This window comes from Aliivibrio wodanis (assembly GCF_052920805.1).
In genome coordinates, this window is record NZ_JBREXA010000001.1 from 1,697,267 (window position 1) to 1,722,533 (window position 25,267).

A 25,267-nucleotide genomic window follows, 5' to 3' on the forward strand; every position below is an offset into this window, starting at 1 on the left:
AATTAATATGGATGTGAACTAAATGAATGCAGATGAACAAAAAAAACGGCTAAGAGATCAACTTTACAAAGCGAATACAATTTATTCTTGGGAGTATCAGGGCGCGGGTCAAAAATACACTAATTTAGCCTATTGGATTTTGTCAATATTTTCGGGAGGGATACCACTATTGTTTCTTTGGTCGGTTACTGACCTGGCAGTAGACTCACCTGTTTTTTTTGGGCTCTTTATTTTATCAACGACGTTGGTGTTTATAGGGAGATACTTATTTGCACCCGATAAAGATTATTGCTACCACCTAACTCCGATGGGTATTCATTACACTGAACAAGACATGATCCCAGAGGTGGCTTATAAAATAGCGCGAGGCTTTGCTTGGGTTGGCATTGTGGTCTGTATTATCGTTGCCTTTATGTTTGGCCCTTTAGCTTTTGTTGGAGCAGGTGCTTTTGCGCTCATGTCATTTGGGATGACGAATTTCCAGTCAACGATACTATGTTTAGAGTAGACAGTAATACAGCTCCTGATTATTGTTGTCGTCGAGACTTTTACGTACCTTCTTTAGAGCAAAAGAAACAAATTATAACAGCGATTCAAAATAGCCAAAAAAATATAGAGTACGTAGAGCTAGCTAAGTTAAATGATATGTTTAAGCACCCTATTTTCATTCAAGATTAGAATGAAGTAATCGAAATTGATCTACCTATTAGATTTAGGCGTTATAATTCGAGATAGCATTATGGTCTGTATTAGCTTGCCTTTTAACTGGCAAGTATCAGAGCATGATCAGCTAGGTTATATTGCTTCAGGTAATAGCCAGGGTGAGCTTTTGATATCCCCTTCGTTGAAAGAACTTGCAACTCGTATGATCGAAATGATAGGCGAATAAATGAACTCACCTGAAAGTATAGTGCAACTAAAAGAGCAATTGTATCAATCAGAGGTTATATATCGTTGGAGGTATACTGGCGCAGGGCAAAAGCTTTATAAGAAAGTAAGATGGTTATGCGCAATTTTAACAGGGGCATTATTTCCTTCTTTTTTGTTAATTGTAGAGGAGGATGCTATGACGGAACCCGCTTTTTGGTTATTTTCTTCTGTTAGCTTAGTTATGATTTTTGTATCGAGATATTTATTTGCACCCGATAAAGACTATTGCTACCACCTAACTCCAATGGGGATTCATTACACTGAACAAGACATGATCCCAGAGGTGGCTTATAAAATAGCGCGAGGCTTTGCTTGGGTTGGCATTGTGGTCTGTATTATCGTTGCCTTTATGTTTGGCCCTTTAGCTTTTGTTGGAGCAGGGGCTTTTGCGCTCATGTCATTTGGGATGACGAATTTCCAGTCAACGATACAAGAGCATGAAGTTTTTTTCTCTGATCGGCCAATTTTATTTAATCCAGTTAACGATACTATGTTCAGAGTAGACAGTAATACAGCTCCTGATTATTGTTGTCGTCGAGACTTTTACGTACCTTCTTTAGAGCAAAAGAAACAAATTATAACAGCGATTCAAAATAGCCAAAAAAATATAGAGTACGTAGAGTTAGCTAAGTTAAATGATATGTTTAAGCACCCTATTTTCATTCAAGATTAGAATGAAGTAATCGAAATTGACCTACCTATTAGATTTAGGCGTTATAATTCGAGATAGCATTATGGTCTGTATTAGCTTGCCTTTTAACTGGCAAGCATCAGAGCATGAACAGTTAGGTAATAGCTACGGTGAACTCGTTATATCGTAAGCACGGAAAGGTAGCGTGCATCGCACTGTTAAAGTTGAGGTGAATGATGAGTTCTAAAGAAAAAATAGATAAGTTAAAAGAGCAGCTATATAAGGCAAAGATTATCTACAGTTGGGAGGATATAGGAGGAGGCTTAAAGGATAAATTAGTAGTTTGGGGAGTCGCTACTGTTATTGGTTGGCTTTTACCTTTATTTCTAATATGTGTTGAAAGTATTCCTTTATGGAGTAATGAATTTTGGTTTTTTACAGGTTGTGCAATAGCTGGAATGCTGGTCGTGAGATACTTATTTTTTCCTGATAAACATTTTTGTTATCACCTAACTCCAATGGGGGTTCATTACACTGAACAAGACATGATCCCAGAAGTGGCTTATAAAATTGCGCGAGGCTTTGCTTGGGTTGGCATTGTGGTCTGTATTATCGTTGCGTTTATGTTTGGTCCACTGGCTTTTGTTGGTGCAGGGGCTTTTGCGCTCATGTCATTTGGGATGACAAATTTCCAGTCAAGCGTAGATAAGAGCCATATATTCATTGATGAACGCAGTGTTGTTTTTAATGTGATGAACGATAGTGTACTTTCACTCTCAGTCCCTGGGAAGGGAGGCTTTGAATATGTAGGTGATATATATACGCCGACTCTCGAAAAAAAAGCTGAGTTGCTAACTCATTTGATTTCACTTTTCCCAGAAATGGAAGTTGCCAAAATTAAAAGACTAAATGATAAATATAAACATCCAATTTATCAGCAAGATGAAGTTGCAGAGTGATTTATTGATTTTTGATGTATGGATAATTGTATTTATAACATTATTAAGCTGAAGATATTAGGGCGACTATGATTGTCGATTTTTTGTTGATTTGATAATTTTTAATATGAAAACTAATTAGTTAAGTTACTGAAAAATAATAAGGCAGAATAAACAGTGATGTAAATCACAAATGCTGCTATAATCGCCTGAAATTCGAAAAGCTGGACATATGGGCCAGTTTTTTTATGTCTATTTGAATAACTAATTGGAATGTACTGTGCTAACGACTGCTAACATCACAATGCAATTTGGCGATAAGCCACTTTTTGAAAATATTTCTGTTAAGTTTGGTAACGGTAACCGTTACGGTTTAATCGGCGCAAACGGCTGTGGTAAATCTACCTTTATGAAGATTTTGGGTGGCGAGTTAGAACAGTCTGGCGGTACAGTATCTACTGATCCTAATGAGCGTATGGCTAAATTAGGTCAAGACCAGTTTGCATTTGAAGAATACACAGTGATCGACACTGTGATCATGGGTCATAAAGAGCTATGGAAAGTAAAAGAAGAGCGTGACCGTATCTATTCTTTGCCTGAAATGTCAGATGAAGATGGTATGCGTGTTGGCGATTTAGAAACTGAATTCGGTGAAATGGATGGCTACTCAGCAGAAGCTCGTGCTGGTGAACTTCTATTAGGCCTAGGTCTTCCTGAGTCACAACACTTTGGTTTAATGAGCGAAGTTGCTCCAGGCCTTAAAGTTCGTGTTCTACTAGCTCAAGTATTATTTGCTGAACCAGACATCATGCTTCTTGATGAACCAACGAACAACTTGGATATGCATACTATCGCGTGGTTAGAAGAAATCCTTCTGGCTCGTAACTGCACAATGATCATCATCTCGCATGACCGTCATTTCTTAAACGCAGTATGTACACACATGGCTGATGTCGATTACGGAAATATTTGCCTATTCCCTGGCAACTACGATGAATACATGACAGCAGCAACGCAAGCTCGTGAACAACTTCAAGCAGACAATGCGAAGAAGAAAGCACAGATTGCTGATTTACAAACGTTCGTAAGCCGTTTCTCTGCAAACGCATCGAAAGCAAAACAAGCAACATCTCGTCAAAAGCGTTTGGATAAAATTGAACTAACAGAGATTAAAGCATCTAGCCGCCAATCTCCGTTCATTCGTTTTGACCAAGAAAAACCTCTTTTCCGTAATGCGTTAGAAGTTGAAGGTCTAAAACAAGGCTATGGCGAAAACATTTTAATCAATGGTGTAAACCTAATGGTTGAAGTGGGTGAGCGTATTGCAATCATCGGTGAAAATGGTATTGGTAAATCAACGTTACTAAACACACTTGCTGGTGCAATGGATCCAATGTCAGGCATGATTAAATGGTCTGAGAATCATAACATTGGTATGTATGCTCAAGATCACGGACATGATTTCGCGGAAGACTTAACGTTATTAGATTGGATGGGTCAGTGGAAGCAAGAAGGCGATGACGAGCAAGTAGTTCGTGGTATCCTTGGTCGTATGCTTTTCTCTCAAAGTGACATCAAGAAATCTGTAAAAGTAATTTCTGGTGGTGAGCAAGGTCGTATGCTATTTGGTAAGCTAATCATGCAAAAGCCAAACATCCTTCTTATGGATGAACCAACAAACCACATGGATATGGAATCAATCGAAGCATTGAACTTGGCGCTTGAGAACTACAAAGGAACATTAATGTTTGTATCTCATGACCGTCAGTTCGTATCTTCTATTGCAACACGTATTATTGAACTTACTAAAGATGGCGTTAACGATTTCCACGGTACTTATGAAGAGTACTTAACAAAACAAGGTCTAAAAGGCTAGTTCAGAAATAAAACATTCTGGATATAAATAAAAATGGAAGACTAGAGATAGTCTTCCATTTTTTATATCTATAGTAAGTGAACTTTAGCTTCAGGCTAATTAGTGAATACATCAAACTCTGGGATAGAAGTACGTCCACGTAGTGCTAAAAATTGAAGGAACTGCTTAGGAGTATGAGTAATTATTTTCTCTACAGGAAAGTCTACAGAATCAATCAGTAATTCTACCTTTTCAAACTTACCAATATCCGCACAGAAATGCGCATCACTTCCTGTGGTGATATAGGCTCCTAGCTCTTTAGCTGCTTTAGCAATTTCATAGCAACGATCAATACTGCCAATGCGACTGCCACCTTTTAGAGAAGTATTGTTGATCTCTATTGCGACGTTGTTATCAACTGCACATTGAATGACTTCTTCAAAATTAAAATCAAAGTTAGGGTTTCCAAGGTGACCTAATGCATCAACTCGACCTGATTGAATAATATTCAAAAGAGCTTGTGTATGAACTTCTTTATTTTGAGGAGGAAAAACCGGTTCATGGAAGCTTGCAATAACCCAATCAAGGTTTTGATCTACAGAGGAGGGTATATCGATGTCGCCTTCAATATTGCATATATTAACCTCACAGCCTCTTACTATAGCAACGCCATGAAGAAAACGAGGTAACACTCTCTGATTACTAAAAAACCAATAATGAGGAGCTCCAGGCATTGAAGAGGCATGGTCTGTGGTACAAAACATAGGAATTCGAAGCTGAGAGGCAGCAAGCGCATTTTCGCTGATTGTACTGTAAGCATGACCGCTAGCGTAAGTATGAGTGTGTGTATCTACTTGAATGCGCATTTGTTTCTCCCTATAAAACCGATATCAGTAGTATAACTGATTTTTGAAACTTTTAGCTTTTACATTTGTCTGACATATGGCAGAAAAAGATAAGTAAGATTGATTCTATTAATAAGAAAGTTAAATTATTTGAGGTTTATTATGGTTAATGTAGATACCCTGAAAATTGAGCTAAACGAATTGACCGTATATCAATTACGCAGCCTTCAGCATGCAATCAGCCAAAAGCTACAAGAGAAAACATCAATAAAGATGAAAGGTAGCAATAACCTGTTAACGGATGAAGAGCTAGAGATGCTTGCTGAGGTGATGAGTAGTTAGTATGTAGGCGTCATAAATATGGCGATACATAATTCATATAAACTAGCAAATAGAGATCATTAAAAATAAACTGCTTTATAATTACTTCTCCGAATCCTCCTAAATTTCCTACCTAAAAATGTGATCAATGTCTAAAAAATATGGTTTTAATTTATTTTATAAATGATACTGCTCGCATTTATTTATGATAAAAAATTTAAACGATATTGGCTAAGCTTTTGAATACAAAGTAAAAGTCATCCGTTTAATGAGAGGTTCCTCGCAAGACAATAAGGTCTATTGTAAATAATGGCGTTAATTTGTAACTAAAATTAACCACGAGCTATTGATCTGACATTAAATTGACAGTATTATCACCGTCAATGAAAAGGCAGTCTAACACACTGTCTTTGTTATCAGATATATTATAAATACCTAAGAAGGGACATGAAATGCTTACTAAACTATTTGTTAAATCATCAATTGCGCTACAAAACTTCAAAAATGATCAACGTGGTGTAACTGCAATTGAATATGCAATTATTGGTGTTGCTATCTCTGCAATCGTTTTAGCTGTGTTTCAGAGTGATAATGGCCTAGAAGGTGCGTTACAAGGTGCAATGGATACGATTACAAGTAACATTACAGATGCAAATACTGTAAATTAATATGTTTTATACATGGTGGCTTATGGCCACCATATCAATTTTCATCATGTATATTGATGTCAAAAAAAGAACAATCCCAAATAATACGATAGTTTTGATTTTAACTTTATGTTTTATAAAAATGTGTTTCCTTGGGGACCTATCTATATTGCCATACAGTTTTGTAATATTAATTATTGGTTTTTTTCTACATGTATTCAATATATTAGCAGCAGGAGATACTAAGTTACTCTTTGCTTTTTCTTTGGCAATCTCGCCAGAATTTCTACCATTAAGTTTATTCATTATCACTGCTTTAGGTGGTGTATTGGCATTGGTGTATTACCTTTATGGTTTATGTACTGATTTAGAGAAAGTTAAAAAACGTGGAGTTCCGTATGGCGTTCCAATTTGTTTAGGTTCGTTATTTGGCATTGCTGCATCGTTTTAGGATAAAACATGAGAACAAAAGCGATTATCGCAGTAGCTATACTGGCTATTTTATTTGGGCTATATGGCTTAGCAGGTAGCTTAAAGCCGCCTAAAGTAGTAACAAATGCTGTTATTGAAATACAAAAAGAAAAAACTATTAAAGTGTGGTTTGTTAAGCAAGATGTTCGACTTGGTGAGCTACTACAGCGTAATGCTCTTGAGTTAAAGATCATTAAAGAGAGTGAAGCCAATCAATTAGCAATTACAGATGATATCAATATCAATTTTGATAAAAAAGCTGTTTATAATAGAGACATCTTGAAGGGAGCCCCTTTATTCCCAGAAGATATCATTTCCTCACAAGATGTGGGTTTTGTCGATCTTGTTATTAGTCCAAATAAAGTCCCTTTTGCTATTAAAGTTAATCATAGTGATATCGTTGGTGGTGTTATTAACTATGGCTCTCACATTGATGTGCTTGCTTTAGCCGCTGGTGGAAGTAAATTATCTTTAGATAACAGTGAACTGGGATCAAATCAATTTAAATCAGTTTCTGTCTCTCCAGTATTAATCAATATTAAAGTTCTACAAGTTCAGCGTCGTACGCTAGAAACGCATAGTACAGATAATTCACTTGAAGAAATTCACATCGTTTTAGAATTAACACGAAAGCAAGTAGCTAAAATGACGGTAGCTAAACATATTGCTGAAATTGAAATTCATAAATCAATAGGGCAGTACAAGCTATCAGATTTAACTGCAGATGCTGGTGATGTTTTAGCTGATTATAAAGCCGTAAAAGAATTTCGTGCAAACGAAGTAACCATTAAGTAGAGACAAGAATATGTTGAAATTACTAAAGCCTGTTTTACTGATGGTAAGTATCGGTTTAGTTACACATCCAGTACTTGCTGCACGTATTTTGAATTTAGCAGAAGGTGACGCACAAACGATTAAAACAAAACATGATATTGCTTCTGTATTTATATCAGATCCAACGGTAGCAGATTATCAAGTCATCGATCAAAAAAAGGTCGTAGTATTTGGCAAAAAGCTAGGTAGTACTTCTTTGATTATTTTTGATGAAGATGGCGAGACTTTGGCCTCTCGTAAATTAATTATTAATAAAAGTTTAGTGCACATACAGCAACAAATTCAACTTAAATATCCTAATACAGAAGTTACTATTTATAACTTGGGTGATCAAGTCGTATTAAATGGCACTGTGGCAACAGAAAAAGAAAAAGATGATATAAATATCCTAGTTGGTGAATTACTAGGTAAAAAATCAGAAAACTTTAATCTGGAATGGGATATAGGCGAGAATCAGTATGAAATGGAGTTTATGGAGCGCCGCCATTTTGATGGACTAGTGAATAATATTGAAGTCGCAGCAACCAAACAGGTTAACGTGAAGTTATCGATAGCAGAGGTATCGCATTCATTTTTAGAAGAGTTCGGTATTGAATATGGGAGCAACAGTGCATCAGTAGGTAAGTTTGTTGACCAAATAACAAGTTTTAGTGCGAGTGATATTGTTTCTGTTATTACGGCAATGGGTGATGACACCGTAGGACAAATTTTAGCTGAACCAAACCTATCGGTAATTTCTGGTGAGAGTGCAAGCTTTCTTGTTGGTGGTGAGTTACCTGTCGTTACCATTATTGATGGTGGAACGAACGTATTATATAAAGAATTTGGTATTCGCTTAGAGCTAATGGCAAAAGTACTTAATGATAATAAAATTAAGCTGTCACTAATGCCTGAGGTTAGCTCCCTTGATTCACAATACAGTAATGAATCTTATAATCTACCAGCATTAAAAACACGTAAAGCCCGTACAACCGTTGAGTTAGGTGATGGTCAAAGTTTTGTTTTAGGTGGTTTATTGAGCACTGAAGATAAAGAATCTATTAGCAAAGTTCCTTTTGTTGGTGATATTCCAATTCTAGGAGCGTTATTTAGGAAAACAGGTACAGAGCGTAATAAAACAGAACTAATAATTGTTGCGACTGTGAATCTTGTACAGCCTGTTCATCCATCTCAAATTCAGTTACCTACGATGGAAAAAACCTCAACTCTACAACGCTTTTTTGCTTTAGATGCAACGTATGAAAAGGCGAGTCAGCATTGGGCAAATGAAGTTTTGGCAACAGGTGGGTTTAAAAAATGATTAAGATAGTATCTAAAACCGTATTGTTAGTGTTAGCTGCTTTATCTATTAGTGGTTGTGCGGAACATATTAGTGAACGAAATGGAACAAAAGTTGATGTTGTTCCTGTAACGTATTCATTGAGTTTGAAAGTTAAGCCTGAGCAATTTAAAAGTGCAGAAAAAGAATTAAATATATTTTTAAATGAGCATAAAAAATTGATTCTGACGCAAAAAATCACTTTAACTTGGCGAACTAAACTTGGAAAAGAGTGGGTGAATGAAACCCAGAAACGTTTACTTATTAAAGGAGTAAGCGAACACAATATTACTGTAGAACAAAACCGCGCGGGCTTTGGAGAACGGTTTGATTATGAAATTAAAGTGACGGTACATAAAGCGTTATTAAGCGTATGCCAGTATCCCAAAGTTGGGCATTATGGTGAACCTGGTGACGGATGTTATTCTGAAAGTGCCCGATGGCAATCAATGGTCAACCCAGAGAAAATGTTAAATAAATCGCTTAATGCAGACTACACTAATAAATAGGAGGTCACATGTTTGATTTAGTTGATCTTCTGAAAAAAGAAGAACAAACAACGATAAAAGAAGAAAAGCTAACAACGGTATTATTTCACCAAACTGAAGCATGCCGCGAGTTAGTTCTAGAAGCATTTCGATTTGAAGGTATTACTGCACCAGCTATTATTGAAAATAGTGATAGTAATATTAAGCAGCATGTCCGTGAAGCAAGCATTGAAATCGTATTAGTAGAGCTTAATAATAGCCTTAATGTTAGCTTGGATATGGAGCGTATTAGTCATCTTTTACCAAACAATGCTTCTGTTATTGTTATTGGTAGTGAGGATGCAATTTCTACTATTCGTAATTTAAAAGCAATGGGTTTCTATTATTTATTTTGGCCGATTACAAAACAAGAACTTATTGATTTCGTTCGAAGTGTTAGTGACAATAGAATGAGAAATAGTGGGCTTGGACAAAATCGTATAGCGAAGAAAGTAGCTATTTGGGGTTCAAAAGGAGGTGTTGGTACTTCAATGCTAACATCTGAAATAGCGTTTCAGCTTTCAGAGCAAAAAAATAGTAATTGCATTGTAGTTGATCATAATTTTCAAGGTGGAAATCTTGATATCTTAATGGGTCTACGTCAATTTGAAAAACGCAAAGTCCAAAGAGGTGCGCTATCAGGTTCACTAGATGTGAATTACGCGTTAGGAATGACTCGTAAAATTAACGAGATGCTATCAATCCTTGCTTTAACATCAGAAGAGCTAAATGAATTAGAACTAAAGGATTATGTAGGCACTTTAAATAAAGAGCTATCAAAGCAGACTAACTTTATTATCGAAGACTTGTCACGTTCAGCGAATAGCCGTCAAGATTTAAATTATGTAGCTTCAGATTGTGACAGCATTCTACTTGTCTTAGAGCCAACAGTTTCTAGCCTGCGTGAAGCGACAAAAGTAAAATCTGATCTTGAGAAAGCTAAATCTAAAGCCCGTTTTTTTATTGTATTAAATTACACTATGCAAGAAAAATATGCCTCAGTTTCGGTGGAAGAAATTGAGAAATATTTACGCCAACCGCTTGATGTTACTTGCCCTTATGAACCTAAATTAGATGCTCTTCTTTTAGAAGGAAAGCGCTTATATCAGCAAAAAGGGAAGATGAGTGAAAGTTTATGCCGTCTGACATCACTTTTGATCGGTGAAAAACCGAATCAATTAAAAAGTAATGTATTACAACGTCTATTAAAAAGAGTGTAATGTCGTATGCATGATTCTAAAACTATATATATACATATTCGAAAAAAAATCTTTGATGCTCTAGAGCCTGAAGCCGTTAATTCGCTAAATCGAGAGCAATTAAGTAAGCAATTAGGTAATGCCATTGATCTATTAATAGAGCGTGATGGTATTAATGTTCCTATGGTCATTCGTGGCGATTTTGTAAGAAGCCTTGTAGATGAATTACATGGTTTAGGTCCTTTGCAAACGTTGATGGATGATGAATCGATCAGTGATATTATGATCAATGGGCATGAGAATATTTTTATCGAACGTAATGGACTTGTCGAAAAAGCAGTTGTTAATTTTATTGACGAAGAACAGTTACTTCAGATAGCAAAACGTATTGCTTCTCGTGTAGGGCGCCGCGTTGATGACTCACAACCTACGTGTGATGCTCGTTTAGAAGATGGAAGTCGTGTCAATATTGTTATCCCACCAATCTCTATTGATGGGACATCTATTTCGATTCGTAAATTCAAAAAACACAGTATTGATTTTCCAAAGCTAGTTGAATTTGGTGCAATGAGCCCTGAAATGGCTCAATTGCTAATGATAGCTTCACGTTGCCGTTTGAATATTCTTATCTCTGGTGGTACGGGTTCAGGTAAAACGACCATGTTAAACGCATTGTCTCAATTTATTTCAGAAAATGAACGTATAGTTACCATTGAAGATGCTGCAGAATTAAAATTATTACAGCCTCACGTAGTTCGATTAGAAACAAGAAAAGCAGGTATTGAAGGGACAGGAAGTATTGACCAGAGAGATCTGGTTATTAATTCACTTCGTATGCGCCCAGATCGAATTGTTGTTGGTGAGTGTCGTGGTGCAGAAGCATTTGAAATGCTTCAAGCGATGAATACTGGTCATGATGGTTCAATGTCAACATTGCATGCTAATACACCAAGAGATGCTTTAGCTCGTGTGGAAGCAATGGTCATGATGGCAACCAATAATTTACCCCTTGAAGCTATTCGACGGACCATTGTCAGTGCAGTTGATATTGTAATTCAAATTAGTCGCTTACATGATGGCTCTCGTAAAGTTATGAGTATTGCTGAAGTGATAGGGATTGAAGGTTCCAATGTTGTCTTGGAAGAAATATTCCGCTTTCAACCAATGGGTAAAGCATCTGAAGATGGAAAGGTGAGAGGGAACTTTGTGACAGCAGGATTAATGCAGCGTTCAGTGTTAGTTGAAAAAGCTCGATTCTTTGGTTTAGAAGAGCAATTAAATACCGCATTCAGAGTTACAGGAGCTGTTTAATGTACTTTCTTGCTTTTATTTTTGGCGGTGTTTTACTTCTTTATTTGGCATTGTCAAAGAAAGAAAAGAAAGTTGATTATATGCAAGAGTTTAATCAAACTCTCTTTATTGATTCAATGGATAATGATCAACAAGCAATTAACTTAAAGTCATTATCTGATCAGAGTTTAAAGCAAAAAATAGAGCAAATTTGGGGTAATGTTAATCGACAACTTGGTAAGCTTGCTTTTGTCAAAGTCATTGTATTTGTTATGGCTGTTGCATTATTGGCAGTAAAGGTAAATGAACAATTCTTTAGGGTTTCAATTACTTATGTAATCATTGTTATGGAAGTACTTGCAATTATATTTGGCTACCTCTGGCTTAAAAAGAGAGAAAAATCTCAATTTGAAGAATCATTCCCTGATGCATTGAATATGCTTGCGAGTGCAGTAAGTGCTGGTGAGAGTATTATGCATGCGATTATTTTTGTTGGTAAATCATTAGAGGGTGAAGTAGGTAAAGAGTTTAAAGTAATGGGAGAGCGTCTACAGCTTGGTGATACTCCAGATAGTGTGTTTAGAAAGTCATGTCATAGATTTCCATATGCTTCTTTTCATTTTTTTGTCATTACATTACGTGCCAATATGCAGCGTGGTGGCCAGTTAAAAGAGGTTATGTCACGCTTAAATCGCTTAATGTTTGATGCTCGTGCAATTGAAAAGAAAAAGTATGCATTAACTTCTGAAGCTCGTACATCAGCTAAAATTGTGGGCTCTATTCCATTTTTCTTTCTGTTTATGTTGCAATATTTAAGCCCTGAAAACTATGAGTTTATTATGTTTCATCCAGATGGTCGTTCTATATTATATTACGTATTAGTTAGTGAATTTATTGGTATTTCGATTGTATGGTCGCTAATGAAGGGAGTTAAATAAAATGGACTTGTTATCACCAAGAATGATGATTTTCTATTTTTTAAGCCTTTTAATTCTAGGTGGCTTTCTAGTTTGTTTAGTTTTTTTTAGATTAATCAAAAGAAAAAAATTACTAGATGCTTTTCAAGAAAAAGAAAAAGAACATCAAAAAATTAATTATTTTGTACGATTTTTTTCTAAAGTATTTACTTCTAATAATGAAGAGATAAAGAATAAATTTATTTCTGCTGGATTCTATGATTTTAAATATGCCTCTTTGTATATGCCAATAAAATATATGGTGTTATTAATTGGTAGTGCATTAATTATTTGGTTTACTAAGCAACAAGAGATACAAACGACGATGATAATAGCTTTATCTTCTGGTTGGTTAGTTATTATTATTATTTTACCTGATGCATTGTTAGATCGTAAATCGAAAAAATTAACTCATAAAGTGTCAACGCAATTACCTTATTTATTAGATTTGATGGCGGTTTGTGTACAAACGGGTATGACCATTGAAGCTGCAATGAGTTATTTAAGTAAAGAAATGGCAGGGTTTGATAAAGACTTAACTCAAGTATTAGTTAAAACAAATGATAGAGCACGAATTGTAGGTCTAGCTAAAGCATTAGATGAACTTTATATACGTGTTCCATCAAATGAAATGAGAAGTTTTGTAATGACATTGAAGCAAAGTTTACAATATGGAACTTCAATATATACAGTGTTGACGACATTAGCGGCAGACATCAGAGATGTTCAAATGCTTGAGTTAGAAGAAAAAATTGGTAAGTTAGCTGCAAAAATGTCAATACCATTAATCGTATTTATAATGGTACCAATTGTGATTTTGATAGCAGCCCCTGGAATAATGAGAATGATGGTCAATGTATAAAAGAATAATATATCTGCTTAGTTTATCCTTACTTATTGGTTGCTCTTCAAAGGAAGGGTTACAAGAGTTTCATAATAAAGAAACTATGCTTATGAAGGCAAATAATTATCAACAACTTATACCTTTATATAAGAATAAGCTTATTGAGAAAGAGGATGATGAAATACGTCTAAAGCTTGCTAAGGCTTATTTAACGTCAGGAGATCCAGAGTCCTCACTGTTCACTGTGGTCCCTTTAGTAACTAAAAAAAATGCTAAAGTAGATGCTTTTATAATTCAAGCTAATAGTGAGTATGAGCTTGGAGAGTTAGATCAAGCAATGCGTACTGCAAAAATTGCAGAGAATATGAACCTAAATAATCCAGATATAGAAAATTTATTGGGAGTGATTTATTCAGCCCAGCATGATTATATTAAAGCAAGAGAATACTTTACATTAGCTCGTACTCATTTATATGACGATATAAAGATAAAGAATAATTTGGCAGTATTAGATATTATTGATGGTGATTATAAAAAAGCAGTTCAAAGATTATTACCAATATACCTAAATAATCAATCAGATGATCAAGTTGAGGCCAACTTATTATTAGCAATGGCAAAATTAGGGAATTATAATTATGTTCAATCATTATTGGCTGATAAGTATTCTGAACGTGAGATTATAGAAAAATATATAGCTTTAAAAGGTATCTCTACTATTAGTATAAAAGATACAGAACTTTTGTCTGATAAAAATACAGTTGTAGGTGAGTAGATGCGGCTAATTAAGTATAAGAAAAATCAAAAAGGTGTTGTTGCCATTGAGTTCGCTCTTGGTTTTTTTGGTTTTTGGTTAATGTGCATGGCATGGGTTGAAATGTCATATATGTCTTACATCTCAGCAATTGGCGATCTTGCGATAGCAGAAGCATCCCGTAGTTCAAAAGTAGAAGAAGAAAAGTATTTAGAGTCGTTTGAAAATATTATTTATGACAGTGATTCATTATGGGCTGGTCTCGTTGATACGAGTAATTTTAGGATTTCAATTCAATATTTAAGTGATATTGATGATCTAGTTGCCCAAAAAGATCCTTGCTTACCTGAAGATAAAAACGTATCTGCAGAATGTGGTTCAGAAGTTAAAAGTGCTTTGGCCATTTATAGAATTGATTATGATTTTAATTCGATTTTTACTTATTTTATGAGTGAAACTAATGTATTTAGTCGCGAAGTGATTGTTATTCAGGAGTATGAGCGTAGTGAATTTGAAATCTAAGCGTTTCCTTATAAAGCAGCGCGGTACATTTAGTGTTGAGTTTGCCATTGTTGGTATATTTTTTAGTCTATTACTAGCATTTAGTGGTGATGTGATTATTAAATTATCAGTAAAAGGTAAGCTCGATCGACTTTCTTTTTCTTTAGTTAATATTGTTAAAGAGCAGACACAATTTTATGATCCTGATAGTAATAAAGCTTTATTACGGACAGATGCTCAACATTTAGAAGAAATAGCGAGTAACTCACTAAGGCGAACATTGGGTACTTTTGATGTGAGTAATTTTGGTGTTCTAGTCGAAGAGGTTAAATTTTCGAGTGAAAATGTAGTTAGTTCATTTGTTAGTTATGATCTCGCTCAACAAACGTGTGCAGTTTCTAGGACTCTTCAAGAGTTGAAAAATATTTCTGTAATGTCATCTTGGGATCGACAAGTTCCTTTATATAGAGTCACTTTATGTTATGAAACAGATAACTGGATTGGTGATTTGCTCGGTTCTGACTTCACAACAGTAAGTTCATCATCCATTATGATAGGTAGATAATATGAATTATTCATTATCAAAACAATCTGGTCATGCAGCAATATTGTTTGCCATGATCATCCCTGTCTTATTTGGTTTATTTACCATAGCAAGTGATGGAGCCAGAGCATTACAATCTAAAGCTCGAATTCAAGATGCAGCAGAAGTTGCGACTTTAGCTATTTCTGCTCATAACGCAGATAATACAGATTCTAATGGTACTGGGAGTGGAAGCCAAGTAAATAGAGATATTGCGACCGACTTTATTGAACAGTACATGATTGATATGACACAAGTTTCAGATCTTAAAGTGATTAAGAAAACATGTGATCAAATTAAAGAATGTAAAGATGGATTAGTAAAAGGAGATTCACGATTTTTCCAATACCAAGTGGAAGCTAGAACGGATCATAAGTCTTGGTTTCCAGGTAATGAAGCTATTGTTGGCTTTGGTGATAGCTTTACAGTTGCAGGTGCTGCCACTGCACGTAAATACCAAAGTGAAGCCGTAGATGTTGTATTTGCCGCTGACTTTTCAGGTTCAATGAAAAACTCATGGGCTGGTGGTTCTAACCCAAAGTATCTGGATCTCATCAATGTAATGAATGATGTTATTGATGAATTAGAAAAATTTAATGAATTAAATAACGGACAGGTTAATAAAGTAAGTGTGATTCCTTTTAATACAAATACGAGGAGTTATACAGATTATTATAATCGGACATGTTTTGTGGATCAATTAAAATATAATGGAAATAATGTCAATTATAATTCAACACTAAGTTCTATTTTTGTCGATAAAAGTAACTGTGAATCACAAATAACCAGCAGTTCGATATTTGATGATATATTGTTAACCGAAGACTTTAGTCGTGTGAAAACAGAAATAAATAACTTCTATCCTAATGATGGAACGGCATCATATTCGGGGATTATCCGTGGAGCACAAATACTAAATAAAGGGAAAAATCCAAGAAGAATTTTAATTGTTCTATCAGATGGCTATGATGAGCCAAATTACACACCTGTATATGGTAAACCAAGTTATATTTATTATGGTGAACCATCGTACAAAAAAATTGGTGAGGAATTGATAGTAGCACATAACCTTTGTGGCGTTATTTCCAATGAGTTGAATAATGATAAGACGGATGATGGGCGTAAAATAGAGGCTAAAATGGCTGTTGTAGGTTTTGATTATCCATTAGATCAGAATATAGCACTAAAAGAGTGTGTAGGCGTAAATAATGTATATAAAGCAGAAAATAAGCAAGATATCTTAGATAGAATTTTAGAGCTTATCACTGAAGAAATAGGGCATTTAAAATAATGATTTTATTAAAAAAAATAGGGATGTTCCTATTTTTAACTATTGTTTCTTATTCATTAATAGCAAAAGAAGTAAAAACTTATATATTTATTAATAGTGATATCGTTCAGCATCAATCGACCATTAATCAACTAAATAATGTATTATTAAAAGCCGAAGACTTGCAAGAGCGTATTTATGTTATTGATATTTCAGAATCCAAAAAAGAATTTAGAGGTGAGGTGACATATATTCACGATAATACAGGCTATTATCTAGCAGAGTTAATGCCCCTTCAGATCCCAGAAGTAGTAGAGACTTTCTCAGGTGATATTATTCAACATTATAGTTTAGATATCTATGGCTTGAACTTGATCAATGTTTTAATAACAACTTACCAGGAAAATAATAATGAAAAATAAATATAGCATGGCTCTTTCAGCATTAGCCTTATTGTCATCCCCTTTGACTTTTGCACAATCTATTGATAATCAAGCGCTAAGTTATTATTGCGGTAACGATAATGTTGAATATGAGAAAAAAATCACAGTAGGGAAAGGTACTCGTGTTTACCTGAATGAGGGCTCTTTTTATCAGATTGAGCAAGAAGGTGAATATAATGCGACTCTTGATTTTATTAATAAGCAAATTGTAAGTTCTGGAGTCAGCGAAGAGTGTTCAGAGTTTTTATTAACTAATGGATTTTTACAGTCTATGGACAGTGGAGAGGTAATGGCTCGAGTTTATTTTGATTTTGATCGAGCAAGCTTAACAGATAAATCGAAATATGTATTAGGAAATATTATCAAGCTCTTAAAGATCAATGGAAAAAATTTAACACTAGAAGGGCATTCGGACTCTATTGGTGATGAAAAGTATAATTTTGCATTAGGTTTAAAACGTTCAGAATCAGTTGAAAAATATCTTATATCTCATGGCATTGAACAGAATAGACTGGATTCTATATCTGCTGGTGAATTAAAACCTATTGCTAGTAATAATGATGAGAAGAGCCGTGAGCAAAATCGTCGTGTTGAAATTAAATAATAAGGGATAATTATGAATATAAAGTGGTTAGCAGTATTTGGACTTTGCCCTTTGATTGTTCAAGCTGAATATATTTCAGAAAAGAATAGTTCTTTTTCAATAGGTTACTCTCAACTTATGCTTAAAGAGGGTTCATTTAAAGAGGATTTAAATGGTATTGGTTTTTCAGGCGTCTCCTTTAAGCAGAAAAAAAATATTGGCTTTGTAGTTAGTGCTGATTATTTTCAAAAAGACATGGTGTCAGGTGATACGGCTGAGATATGGGATTTAACAGTAGGGCCTGCATTTCGTTTTGATGATATAAATTGGTTACGAGTCTATCCTTTAATTGGTGCATCATTTTCTTCTTTTGAACCAGTAGCTAGAGATACAGATAAAGTTCATTTTACAGTAGGTTTCGGAACACAATTTCATTTAGGTGAAAGTGGCATGTTAATTGATATTAATTATAAAAAAATAGATATGGAAATAGAATCTAACATGCTATTTATTGGCTTAGGATACGCTTTTTAATCATAGTATTTTTATATTAGGTATATTTTATGTTTTCAAGATTAAAGTTTCTTGTGAATAGAGACTATTTTATAGTTAAATTAGCAATGTTTTCATTTATATGTATGCTGTTAATTACTCATAACTTGAGCTTGATATATTTTGATATCCTTATTAGTATCTATAAGAATATGATATATGCTACTGCTGTGATATTGTTTATTTTCTGTATTTGGTTGTTTTTCTACATGATTATTAATCAAGTAGAAAGACCTCTATTATCCTATTGGGAGTATACGAAGAAAGTAATAAGTTATGATGGAGTTTGGTATTGCATAATTATGTTCTTATTATCAATATCTCTTCTGTCATATACGGTAATTAAATCTTCAATTCCAGAGGTAAATTTTTTCTATCTAGACTTTAAGATGGTTGAATTAGATGAGTGGTTACATTTTGGTACCGCTCCTTGGAAAATAACACACTTTATTTTTAGTAGTTATTATTTTACCGGGTTTATTAATTTTATTTATAACTGTTGGTTTTTCATCATATGGCTATTTTTGGTATTTTATTGTATATCGACCAAAGATTTAGAACATAGAAAGGTTGTCTTAACCTCTTATATTTTATGTTGGGTGATCAATGGTGGAATTTTTGCTACCTTATTATCATCTGTAGGTCCATGTTATATAATGGATTTTTATTCATCTTCTTATTATTCTGAATTATTTACAATCTTAGGTAGTCAGAATGAGCAACTGATTTCTAGTGAATCTTGGCTAAGGGTATGGGTGTTAAAGACGCAGCCATTCTTATATGATCGTTATCTTGAAAGAAGTTCTGAAGTTGGTAGTGGCATTTCAGCAATGCCTAGTATGCACGTCTCTATCGCTTTCTTAATGGCTTTATGTGTACCAAAAGATTATAAAGCATTAAAGGTATTGTTTATCATATTTGCACTATTAATTTTTATTGGCTCAATACATCTAGGTTGGCATTATGCTCTTGATGGATATGTAAGTATTTTCCTTACGTTATTGATTTATAAAACAACCCATTACTATGTGTATTATCAATATAAGAATGAATCAGCGACAGCATTAAAATAAATCAGCTGAGATATTATTACCCAATGACCGCTTTATTTCTACCTTGCTCTTTTGCTGAGTATAAAGCGGCATCAGCTTTAATAAGTAACTCTTCACAGCTGTATCCTTGTTTAAACTGTGCAATACCAAAGCTCATTGTTACCTTGTGCTCATTTTTCGATGGCATATTCTCAATTATGATTCGTAAATTATTTGCCAATATTTCAGCGCCTTCTGCTTTGGTGTTTGGGCAAATAATAAGAAATTCTTCACCACCCCAACGGCCAACAATATCTGATTTTCTTATGTTTTCTAATAATTGTGCGGCGAGATCAATGATCACTTCATCCCCGACAAGGTGACCAAAATTATCATTTATGTGTTTGAAATGGTCAATATCGCAAATAATAATACTTAATGGAAAAGCATTTCGGTGAGCAAGTTCTTTCTGTTTGGATAAATGCGTATCAATAACTCGACGGTTATATAACTGAGTTAAAGAATCAAAAGTTGAAAGAGCCTTGAGTTTTTTATTATACTCTTTTAATACTTTTTGACGATAGAGTAAAAAAGCTAGAATAGAAAACACAACAAATGATAACCCTTTGAATAATTTAACATTATATGGGCTAGTATAACGCACAGAAAGCCAAGAGTTTACAATATTTCGTTGTTCTGTCGTAGAGATATTATCTAGCGCTTTTTCAATAATATTTTTCAATACAGGTTCATCATTAATTTTCACCCTTGAAGATATTCTAAGACGATAACTTTGACAATTTCATAGAAAAATCTTCTTTAACAGTGGTTTAGGTTGATATTTTTCATTTATCAACTACAAATATAGCAGTTGTCATAATTTTTGTAAATTTGGTTATATTTACCGACTTTCCAAGATGAAAATCTGTCATAAAAATCTTAGGAGAGGTATGAAGTGGAGCCACTAGGCCATACGACTGAATCGCTTGGTGATTACACCTGTATGATTGAACTTGTAACTCACTTCTGGAAAAAGATGAGTTGGCGACTCTCATGTTCTCATAAGTGCATTAAATATTGTCTAATATATTACACATTACGGTCATATAAGCGACACTTCGTGATGTTTAAATTGATTTATGTTACTAATAGCAAGAGCCACCTAACTGCTAAATTTTGGTGTGAGCCTTTAGCCTAAAAGAACGGGCATAGAATATATTACTATCTCGTTAATTAAGGTTTGATAAAGGAACACCAAGCCTTAATTCATTCGAGGATAGTTACTGTTGACTATTACTATACTCTGTAAACTTTTTAATACCTTTCTTATTCAACTCTAAGGCCCAGTCGTATTCTCCTTCAGTTGGATTATAATTATGTATGACCCAGTTTTTATGAATACCTACCTGGAACCTGCTACCTTTTGATATAAGGGTCTAACAATGTATATAAATACTCTAGACAACATTGAGTTCAATTTTAATGATTATGAGCGAGGACTAGAGCGAATCATTCGTGCTTATTGGGAACTTCAAATGTTGAGGTTTCATATTGTTACTGATGAATTAGACTCTTCCTTAGTTCATGAAATGAATCGAATTAACAAGTCACTTGGTATTACAGTTATAAGTATTAATCTAAATGATTTTTACATTGAATCTGATGAGATTAACAAGGCAATTGAACAAAATGAATACCCTAAATGGATTTGGTTTTATGGCATTGATGCTTTGAAAGACACTCAATTTTCAGGATGGCTAAGATCACGGTTGACAGTTAGGGCTATAGAAAATATACGAGTTGTATTTGTTGCTGATTCTAAAGAAGATCTTAGTAAGGTATTTGGAGATATTAAAAAGCCGTTCTACCATTCAACGATGCCTTTAGATATCAATTTTAATACAAATATATAGTAAGGCTTCTAAGTTATCTTCACTGCCCTTGATGGATCTGTTTTAGATTGTTCATACTAAGGCGTTTCCGCCTCAGAGCTACTCATGCAATGCCCTCATTACTATTCAGTAACATCTTACTTCAATTGATTAAAAAAAGAGTACGACACGAGAGAAATCAGAGCAACCACTGGCGACAATTGTATGTAGTGGTGTAGGGGCTAGAAGCGGGTTGTTAAGGCAGCTTAAAGTTTGTTAATAGTATTAACTTTTAGCAAGCTAGATACAGTTTCTTGTCCATATTTTGTAATCATTTTTTCTAGGAAATCAGATTCGATAAATGCTGCATGAGCTAATTTCCCGCTCAGCTTTAATGCATCTTCACTCTCTAGAAGATTAAGCGAAAAATGGTGAATTCCTGCTGATATTTTACGTTTTTTCTCTCTACCTAGACTAATGTTGCCGTCATTTGAAAGAGTTATACCTGTAACATGTCGATTATGCCCTTTGGAGGACAAGACCGTTTTTTCTTAAGTTAACTTTAAAATTTCCATCATAAAGAATCCCGATAATTCTTCTCACCTTTGCCTGATAAGATAAAAGTACGCCTTTTTTATTTGTTGAGAAAGTAAGATCATCTGCATAACGAGTATAAGTTACTCCCTCCGCATGGCATGCCTTGATTATTTCTTCATCAAATCTATATAAGATAAAGTTAGAGATTAAAGGAGAACTTGGAGCTCCAATACTCAACTTAAGCTGATTTGAGCGTCTTGTTTTCCAAAAAAGAAATCCTTCTAATAAATTCTTATCAATATCTGAAACTTCAATATTATGGTATCGACATTCTTTAAAAAATAGCTCAGGTTTTATGCTTGGGAAAAAATTTTTCAAATCCATTTTCAGTAAATACTTCTTACTAGCATGTGGTAATGCATTGTCTTTGATACTTTTTCCTTTTATATACGCAGTAGCTGCAGAGTGAATAGGAAGGTTTGGTGCAAGCAGAGCTATTATTAATCTTTGGACAAACTTAAGCTCTTTTGAGGGATGAGCGATGAGCCTTGTTTCATCTGAATTTCTCTTGGCTATAGTATAAACTTTGTAGCGATAAGGAGCGGTAGTTGCAAAAGAACGGAGCTCTTTTTCATCCATGAGTAGTATTGTAGAAAGTGACTTGAATAAACTCATTTCTGTGCCTCCTCAAGGATAGTATGAATTTCTTTACCTGCAGCGATTCGTTTTCGAGAAGCGCCATCTGAAATATCCGTGACGTATGACATTTTTAGACTCATCTGTAACTTCTTTTCATCGAATGGAATACCTGTTTTACTTATACCAAATTTAACTCGTGGTTTGTCTCTAATTATCGGGTAGTAATACTTATAACCGCTGTATTCATAAGTATCCAAATAACCAAGTTTGTTCAATAAGTACAGTAAACGTGTCACTTTAGATTTATCTTCATCCAAGTTTAGAGACGCAAGTGCTAGCTCTATCTCAGTCAACAATATAGGGTAAGAGAGTCGAACTACTTCTAAGATCAACAGAGCAACATGCCCTGAGTTGTCAGGAGAATATTTAGGGTGTTTAGGAATATTATCTCGCTTTTCTAGTAGAGAAGCGCACAAATCTTGTAGATGTATATCTGGGTATTCAAGTACTGCTGTGGATGGCCAAGGATATATAGCAACTGACGATGGTTCTTTGCTTCGGATGTGATAAAGAGGACCGAGATAAATGAAAGAATCTTCTTCTTCCGTCTCTTTTCTTGGGGCAATGATAAGTAATTTTTTATAAAAATTTGGTTTGGTACAGAACATACCGAGTTCAACTAGAGACCCTGGGCTTTCAAGAAAAATAACAACGACAGAAGCCACTTGTGCTATGTCATCTTCAAAAGTCAATAAATCACGATATGCGTGTTCTTTAAAATAATCCTTAAATGATTCCGCAAGAATAATTTCGCTTTCAATATGTGGGTGTTTTACAGCAAGATCGCTGATGAAACGCTGACGGAAGCTAAGTGGTATGGTTTCTCTGATGTCAATTTGTCCACCACAAACAAAAATTCGATGGTCTGGATAATTAATTTTAAAATTATTTACATCAAATGACTCAAATGCATCAATTACCGCATTTTCAAATTTTTTGCTCACAGTAGTCCTGTTTTATCAAAAAAGATAGACGGTTCCAAATGAAGAACCGTCTATTGCTTTTAACTCTTTACTCAGAGGCTAGCGTTAGAACTTTTCTGACGCTCCTGAGGCACGAAGGATCGTTAGAAAAGTTCTAACGCAACCCTAAATGCACTCAATAAGTTAGTGTCTGGCGAATCGCCCGACAAGGTGTGATATTTATCAACCCAAACGCTAAAGAGTGATTCGATTGTATGTGACCTGATTACTTATAGCAAGAACTAACAATGGGTTAAGAGAAGCAAGGAACAACATCATGGGATGAATTCAGATAATTCTAGCAATAAAAATCTCATTAGTAGCGTGTGAATGAGTATTTTCCATAGCTGATAAATAGGGTAAAACTATTGTAATTTACCTTGCTTCAACTAATTCATATTTTGAATCACAACGTAAACGATGTCGTTTAATCTGATATTATCGAATATTGTTCTTAATACGCTATGCATATACACGTGCAATTCTTGCGTCAAACCATGAGAGCCGTTAACGAAATGAATAAACACCTCAACCTTTTTAGAACCTACGCAAAGAAAGAACGTACCTACCAATTAGAGAACGACTTAACCCGGGCTCTGGCAATTTGTCTTCAAGAAGATGCTTTATTTCTTCATGAAGTTCTCCAGTTTATTTTTGATGGGGATGCACGCTACAACAAACTTTTTCAAGACATAAATAAACAGCCAGAACTTAATATCTCAATTCAAAAAAATGCCCAAAGTATTGAGGGCTATAAGCACATCTATGCAGTTAGTTTGAGTCAAGCGGAGATGGTTAATTTCTGGGATCAATCGCGAGTGGATGAATATGATCCAATATGTGATTTAGTACTTACTATTAACGATGTTTGTATAGTAGTTGAAGCCAAAAGAGACGGTATTGATTGTACGGCTCAGCTGTATAACCAAATCTTTAATATCCTCCGTAAGGACAATTTATCTCTAACTGAATGCAAAGATATGGTTACAGACAGGGATCTAAATTGGAAGAGGTTAATGACAATTGCTGTGAAAGTATCTAGCTTTGAAAAAATGAGTGGCAACAAAAACCGTTTCTTAGCTGATTTTATTCAATTGGTGCGAGATCATAACCCTGAGTGGCTTCCTGCAACGCCAATTGCTTCTCTAAGCCCTAAAAGTTGTAATGCGATATATAGACGAATTCGTATTGCTGTAGAGGATTTTGAAGCAGCTAGGGGGAACTTGAAGCTCTTAACCTACAATGACCGCCTTGGGACAAACTTTTCTAAGGGATGGGCAGATGAAGTACTTTATGAGGCTTGTCCAGAAACAGGTGATTTGGTGGCCTCAATCTATCCTGGAAATACTAAAACACAGGGATGGCATATCTTTCACAAAGATCCCGAATTTAGCACAGATATACTTTTAAATGGTCAATCTTACCCTCTATCTATTGGCTATCACGTTAAATTTTCAGGGCAGGCTTATGTAAGCGGCCTATGGTTTGATGATCGTAAGATGAAAAAGAACCTATACACTCATGAAATTTTCAAAAACAAGACTGGTCGGTACATGAAAGAAATTTGGTCTGATATTGAAGAATTGCTTGATGAGCATTTATCTTACGATTGGAGAAAGCAATGTGAGTGGCAGACGAAGATTCTAGACTCAAATCGCACGGTTATAAATATGGCGATTGGCTACGTAATTACATTAACAATACCTAAAGAAGCTTTGGATAAGCTCGATACACAAATTCATGATACAACGCAGTTAACAAAGATTGTTGGCGATATCTATGATGCCTTTGAAAATGATTTGATAAAAGACTAGTAGATTATTTCGGCAGTATATGACCAGCTTTCAGGTGTGGATAAATACTGCCGAGTATCAG

At 34.7% G+C, this 25,267-nt stretch carries 31 protein-coding genes; 26 read left to right on the top strand and 5 right to left on the bottom strand.

From position 1 onward, the window contains the following. Positions 1 to 22 precede the first annotated feature (22 nt). The 6 genes from ACU5DF_RS07690 to ACU5DF_RS07715 all read left to right on the top strand — a co-directional run bounded on the left by ACU5DF_RS07690 (position 23) and on the right by ACU5DF_RS07715 (position 4,375). Positions 23 to 508, top strand: a complete 486-nt coding sequence (locus ACU5DF_RS07690) for an immunity protein TsiV2 protein (protein WP_446712427.1) — start codon at positions 23 to 25, stop codon at positions 506 to 508. After that, positions 496 to 678, top strand: coding sequence for an immunity protein TsiV2 protein (locus ACU5DF_RS07695; protein ID WP_446712428.1), 183 nt, complete (start codon positions 496 to 498; stop codon positions 676 to 678). The genes ACU5DF_RS07690 and ACU5DF_RS07695 overlap by 13 nt, the downstream gene beginning before the upstream one ends. A 16-nt stretch (positions 679 to 694) precedes the next feature. Further along, complete coding sequence (locus ACU5DF_RS07700; RefSeq protein WP_446712429.1) at positions 695 to 889, top strand: hypothetical protein; 195 nt, start codon at positions 695 to 697, stop codon at positions 887 to 889. Next, the gene (locus ACU5DF_RS07705; protein WP_446712430.1) at positions 890 to 1,603 is read left to right on the top strand and encodes an immunity protein TsiV2 protein; all 714 of its coding nucleotides are present in this window, start codon (positions 890 to 892) and stop codon (positions 1,601 to 1,603) included. It begins immediately after the preceding gene. Between the two features lie 191 nt (positions 1,604 to 1,794). Beyond that, positions 1,795 to 2,520, top strand: a complete 726-nt coding sequence (locus ACU5DF_RS07710) for an immunity protein TsiV2 protein (protein ID WP_446712431.1) — start codon at positions 1,795 to 1,797, stop codon at positions 2,518 to 2,520. Between the two features lie 259 nt (positions 2,521 to 2,779). Beyond that, positions 2,780 to 4,375 carry an ABC-F family ATPase gene (locus ACU5DF_RS07715; protein WP_446712432.1) on the top strand — a complete coding sequence of 532 codons (1,596 nt, stop codon included), beginning with the start codon at positions 2,780 to 2,782 and terminating at the stop codon, positions 4,373 to 4,375. 95 nt (positions 4,376 to 4,470) lie between these two features. Here the strand turns inward: ACU5DF_RS07715 and ACU5DF_RS07720 are convergent, their stop codons facing one another. Beyond that, the gene (locus ACU5DF_RS07720) at positions 4,471 to 5,220 is read right to left on the bottom strand and encodes a phosphatase (RefSeq protein WP_446712433.1); all 750 of its coding nucleotides are present in this window, start codon (positions 5,218 to 5,220) and stop codon (positions 4,471 to 4,473) included. A gap of 141 nt (positions 5,221 to 5,361) precedes the next feature. Between ACU5DF_RS07720 and ACU5DF_RS07725 the strand changes: the two genes are divergently transcribed. The 18 genes from ACU5DF_RS07725 (at position 5,362) to ACU5DF_RS07810 (ending at position 19,365) form a co-directional block, all read left to right on the top strand. Further along, complete coding sequence (locus ACU5DF_RS07725) at positions 5,362 to 5,541, top strand: hypothetical protein (RefSeq protein ID WP_446712434.1); 180 nt, start codon at positions 5,362 to 5,364, stop codon at positions 5,539 to 5,541. A 431-nt stretch (positions 5,542 to 5,972) separates the two neighbouring features. Continuing rightward, positions 5,973 to 6,188, top strand: a complete 216-nt coding sequence (locus tag ACU5DF_RS07730) for a Flp family type IVb pilin (protein ID WP_045104114.1) — start codon at positions 5,973 to 5,975, stop codon at positions 6,186 to 6,188. 22 nt (positions 6,189 to 6,210) lie between these two features. After that, positions 6,211 to 6,618, top strand: a complete 408-nt coding sequence (locus ACU5DF_RS07735; protein WP_446712435.1) for an A24 family peptidase — start codon at positions 6,211 to 6,213, stop codon at positions 6,616 to 6,618. Positions 6,619 to 6,626: 8 nt separating this feature from the next. Then, the gene (gene cpaB, locus ACU5DF_RS07740; protein WP_446712436.1) at positions 6,627 to 7,433 is read left to right on the top strand and encodes a Flp pilus assembly protein CpaB; all 807 of its coding nucleotides are present in this window, start codon (positions 6,627 to 6,629) and stop codon (positions 7,431 to 7,433) included. A gap of 10 nt (positions 7,434 to 7,443) precedes the next feature. Further along, the gene (locus ACU5DF_RS07745; protein ID WP_045104111.1) at positions 7,444 to 8,772 is read left to right on the top strand and encodes a type II and III secretion system protein family protein; all 1,329 of its coding nucleotides are present in this window, start codon (positions 7,444 to 7,446) and stop codon (positions 8,770 to 8,772) included. Next, entirely contained in the window at positions 8,769 to 9,299 is a 531-nt protein-coding gene (locus ACU5DF_RS07750; RefSeq protein ID WP_045104110.1) for a hypothetical protein, read from the top strand. Before ACU5DF_RS07745 ends, ACU5DF_RS07750 begins: the two co-directional genes overlap by 4 nt. 8 nt (positions 9,300 to 9,307) lie before the next feature. Continuing rightward, entirely contained in the window at positions 9,308 to 10,537 is a 1,230-nt protein-coding gene (locus ACU5DF_RS07755; RefSeq protein ID WP_446712437.1) for a CpaE/TadZ family protein, read from the top strand. Positions 10,538 to 10,543: 6 nt separating this feature from the next. Beyond that, entirely contained in the window at positions 10,544 to 11,827 is a 1,284-nt protein-coding gene (locus tag ACU5DF_RS07760; RefSeq protein WP_045104109.1) for a TadA family conjugal transfer-associated ATPase, read from the top strand. After that, on the top strand, positions 11,827 to 12,744 hold the full coding sequence (locus tag ACU5DF_RS07765; protein ID WP_045104108.1) for a type II secretion system F family protein: 918 nt from the start codon (positions 11,827 to 11,829) through the stop codon (positions 12,742 to 12,744). Before ACU5DF_RS07760 ends, ACU5DF_RS07765 begins: the two co-directional genes overlap by 1 nt. A 1-nt stretch (position 12,745) precedes the next feature. Then, entirely contained in the window at positions 12,746 to 13,624 is an 879-nt protein-coding gene (locus tag ACU5DF_RS07770) for a type II secretion system F family protein (RefSeq protein WP_446712438.1), read from the top strand. Further along, positions 13,617 to 14,381, top strand: coding sequence for a tetratricopeptide repeat protein (locus ACU5DF_RS07775; RefSeq protein WP_446712439.1), 765 nt, complete (start codon positions 13,617 to 13,619; stop codon positions 14,379 to 14,381). The genes ACU5DF_RS07770 and ACU5DF_RS07775 overlap by 8 nt, the downstream gene beginning before the upstream one ends. Then, positions 14,382 to 14,882: a TadE/TadG family type IV pilus assembly protein gene (locus ACU5DF_RS07780; RefSeq protein WP_045104105.1), complete on the top strand. Its 501-nt coding sequence runs from the start codon at positions 14,382 to 14,384 to the stop codon at positions 14,880 to 14,882. It begins immediately after the preceding gene. Next, a complete protein-coding gene (gene tadF / locus ACU5DF_RS07785; protein WP_045104104.1) occupies positions 14,857 to 15,426 on the top strand; it encodes a tight adherence pilus pseudopilin TadF in 570 nt (189 codons plus the stop codon). Before ACU5DF_RS07780 ends, tadF begins: the two co-directional genes overlap by 26 nt. A gap of 1 nt (position 15,427) precedes the next feature. Next, the gene (locus ACU5DF_RS07790; RefSeq protein WP_045104103.1) at positions 15,428 to 16,735 is read left to right on the top strand and encodes a TadE/TadG family type IV pilus assembly protein; all 1,308 of its coding nucleotides are present in this window, start codon (positions 15,428 to 15,430) and stop codon (positions 16,733 to 16,735) included. Then, entirely contained in the window at positions 16,735 to 17,136 is a 402-nt protein-coding gene (locus ACU5DF_RS07795; RefSeq protein WP_446712440.1) for a hypothetical protein, read from the top strand. The genes ACU5DF_RS07790 and ACU5DF_RS07795 overlap by 1 nt, the downstream gene beginning before the upstream one ends. Continuing rightward, positions 17,126 to 17,761, top strand: a complete 636-nt coding sequence (locus ACU5DF_RS07800) for an OmpA family protein (RefSeq protein WP_446712441.1) — start codon at positions 17,126 to 17,128, stop codon at positions 17,759 to 17,761. Before ACU5DF_RS07795 ends, ACU5DF_RS07800 begins: the two co-directional genes overlap by 11 nt. A gap of 12 nt (positions 17,762 to 17,773) precedes the next feature. Next, positions 17,774 to 18,274, top strand: a complete 501-nt coding sequence (locus tag ACU5DF_RS07805; protein WP_446712442.1) for a porin family protein — start codon at positions 17,774 to 17,776, stop codon at positions 18,272 to 18,274. A 407-nt stretch (positions 18,275 to 18,681) separates the two neighbouring features. Then, the gene (locus tag ACU5DF_RS07810) at positions 18,682 to 19,365 is read left to right on the top strand and encodes a phosphatase PAP2 family protein (RefSeq protein WP_446712443.1); all 684 of its coding nucleotides are present in this window, start codon (positions 18,682 to 18,684) and stop codon (positions 19,363 to 19,365) included. Between the two features lie 16 nt (positions 19,366 to 19,381). Here ACU5DF_RS07810 and ACU5DF_RS07815 read toward each other — a convergent pair whose 3' ends face one another. Continuing rightward, entirely contained in the window at positions 19,382 to 20,065 is a 684-nt protein-coding gene (locus ACU5DF_RS07815) for a GGDEF domain-containing protein (RefSeq protein ID WP_446712444.1), read from the bottom strand. Positions 20,066 to 20,765: 700 nt separating this feature from the next. On the opposite strand from ACU5DF_RS07815, the gene ACU5DF_RS07820 reads away from it, so the two are divergent. Next, the gene (locus ACU5DF_RS07820) at positions 20,766 to 21,236 is read left to right on the top strand and encodes a hypothetical protein (protein WP_446712445.1); all 471 of its coding nucleotides are present in this window, start codon (positions 20,766 to 20,768) and stop codon (positions 21,234 to 21,236) included. Positions 21,237 to 21,460: 224 nt separating this feature from the next. On the opposite strand, the gene ACU5DF_RS07825 is transcribed toward ACU5DF_RS07820, so the two are convergent. The 3 genes from ACU5DF_RS07825 to ACU5DF_RS07835 are packed head-to-tail and all read right to left on the bottom strand — an operon-like array spanning position 21,461 to position 23,374. Continuing rightward, complete coding sequence (locus tag ACU5DF_RS07825) at positions 21,461 to 21,733, bottom strand: hypothetical protein (RefSeq protein WP_446712446.1); 273 nt, start codon at positions 21,731 to 21,733, stop codon at positions 21,461 to 21,463. Further along, entirely contained in the window at positions 21,714 to 22,406 is a 693-nt protein-coding gene (locus ACU5DF_RS07830) for a retron St85 family RNA-directed DNA polymerase (RefSeq protein WP_446712447.1), read from the bottom strand. Before ACU5DF_RS07830 ends, ACU5DF_RS07825 begins: the two co-directional genes overlap by 20 nt. Further along, positions 22,403 to 23,374 carry a retron St85 family effector protein gene (locus ACU5DF_RS07835; RefSeq protein ID WP_446712448.1) on the bottom strand — a complete coding sequence of 324 codons (972 nt, stop codon included), beginning with the start codon at positions 23,372 to 23,374 and terminating at the stop codon, positions 22,403 to 22,405. Before ACU5DF_RS07835 ends, ACU5DF_RS07830 begins: the two co-directional genes overlap by 4 nt. 533 nt (positions 23,375 to 23,907) lie before the next feature. Here ACU5DF_RS07835 and ACU5DF_RS07840 point away from each other — a divergent pair. After that, the gene (locus ACU5DF_RS07840) at positions 23,908 to 25,206 is read left to right on the top strand and encodes a hypothetical protein (protein WP_446711289.1); all 1,299 of its coding nucleotides are present in this window, start codon (positions 23,908 to 23,910) and stop codon (positions 25,204 to 25,206) included. The last annotated feature ends 61 nt before the right edge of the window (positions 25,207 to 25,267 follow it).

Coding starts and splice junctions, on each gene's coding strand:
- ACU5DF_RS07690 (WP_446712427.1), top strand. CDS start 23: ATGAATGCAGATGAACAAAAAAAACGGCTAAGAGATCAACTTTACAAA.
- ACU5DF_RS07695 (WP_446712428.1), top strand. CDS start 496: ATGTTTAGAGTAGACAGTAATACAGCTCCTGATTATTGTTGTCGTCGA.
- ACU5DF_RS07705 (WP_446712430.1), top strand. CDS start 890: ATGAACTCACCTGAAAGTATAGTGCAACTAAAAGAGCAATTGTATCAA.
- ACU5DF_RS07710 (WP_446712431.1), top strand. CDS start 1,795: ATGATGAGTTCTAAAGAAAAAATAGATAAGTTAAAAGAGCAGCTATAT.
- ACU5DF_RS07720 (WP_446712433.1), bottom strand. CDS start 5,220: ATGCGCATTCAAGTAGATACACACACTCATACTTACGCTAGCGGTCAT.
- ACU5DF_RS07725 (WP_446712434.1), top strand. CDS start 5,362: ATGGTTAATGTAGATACCCTGAAAATTGAGCTAAACGAATTGACCGTA.
- ACU5DF_RS07730 (WP_045104114.1), top strand. CDS start 5,973: ATGCTTACTAAACTATTTGTTAAATCATCAATTGCGCTACAAAACTTC.
- ACU5DF_RS07735 (WP_446712435.1), top strand. CDS start 6,211: ATGGCCACCATATCAATTTTCATCATGTATATTGATGTCAAAAAAAGA.
- cpaB (WP_446712436.1), top strand. CDS start 6,627: ATGAGAACAAAAGCGATTATCGCAGTAGCTATACTGGCTATTTTATTT.
- ACU5DF_RS07745 (WP_045104111.1), top strand. CDS start 7,444: ATGTTGAAATTACTAAAGCCTGTTTTACTGATGGTAAGTATCGGTTTA.
- ACU5DF_RS07750 (WP_045104110.1), top strand. CDS start 8,769: ATGATTAAGATAGTATCTAAAACCGTATTGTTAGTGTTAGCTGCTTTA.
- ACU5DF_RS07755 (WP_446712437.1), top strand. CDS start 9,308: ATGTTTGATTTAGTTGATCTTCTGAAAAAAGAAGAACAAACAACGATA.
- ACU5DF_RS07760 (WP_045104109.1), top strand. CDS start 10,544: ATGCATGATTCTAAAACTATATATATACATATTCGAAAAAAAATCTTT.
- ACU5DF_RS07765 (WP_045104108.1), top strand. CDS start 11,827: ATGTACTTTCTTGCTTTTATTTTTGGCGGTGTTTTACTTCTTTATTTG.
- ACU5DF_RS07770 (WP_446712438.1), top strand. CDS start 12,746: ATGGACTTGTTATCACCAAGAATGATGATTTTCTATTTTTTAAGCCTT.
- ACU5DF_RS07775 (WP_446712439.1), top strand. CDS start 13,617: ATGTATAAAAGAATAATATATCTGCTTAGTTTATCCTTACTTATTGGT.
- ACU5DF_RS07780 (WP_045104105.1), top strand. CDS start 14,382: ATGCGGCTAATTAAGTATAAGAAAAATCAAAAAGGTGTTGTTGCCATT.
- tadF (WP_045104104.1), top strand. CDS start 14,857: ATGAGCGTAGTGAATTTGAAATCTAAGCGTTTCCTTATAAAGCAGCGC.
- ACU5DF_RS07790 (WP_045104103.1), top strand. CDS start 15,428: ATGAATTATTCATTATCAAAACAATCTGGTCATGCAGCAATATTGTTT.
- ACU5DF_RS07795 (WP_446712440.1), top strand. CDS start 16,735: ATGATTTTATTAAAAAAAATAGGGATGTTCCTATTTTTAACTATTGTT.
- ACU5DF_RS07800 (WP_446712441.1), top strand. CDS start 17,126: ATGAAAAATAAATATAGCATGGCTCTTTCAGCATTAGCCTTATTGTCA.
- ACU5DF_RS07805 (WP_446712442.1), top strand. CDS start 17,774: ATGAATATAAAGTGGTTAGCAGTATTTGGACTTTGCCCTTTGATTGTT.
- ACU5DF_RS07810 (WP_446712443.1), top strand. CDS start 18,682: ATGGTTGAATTAGATGAGTGGTTACATTTTGGTACCGCTCCTTGGAAA.
- ACU5DF_RS07820 (WP_446712445.1), top strand. CDS start 20,766: ATGTATATAAATACTCTAGACAACATTGAGTTCAATTTTAATGATTAT.
- ACU5DF_RS07830 (WP_446712447.1), bottom strand. CDS start 22,406: ATGAGTTTATTCAAGTCACTTTCTACAATACTACTCATGGATGAAAAA.
- ACU5DF_RS07840 (WP_446711289.1), top strand. CDS start 23,908: ATGAATAAACACCTCAACCTTTTTAGAACCTACGCAAAGAAAGAACGT.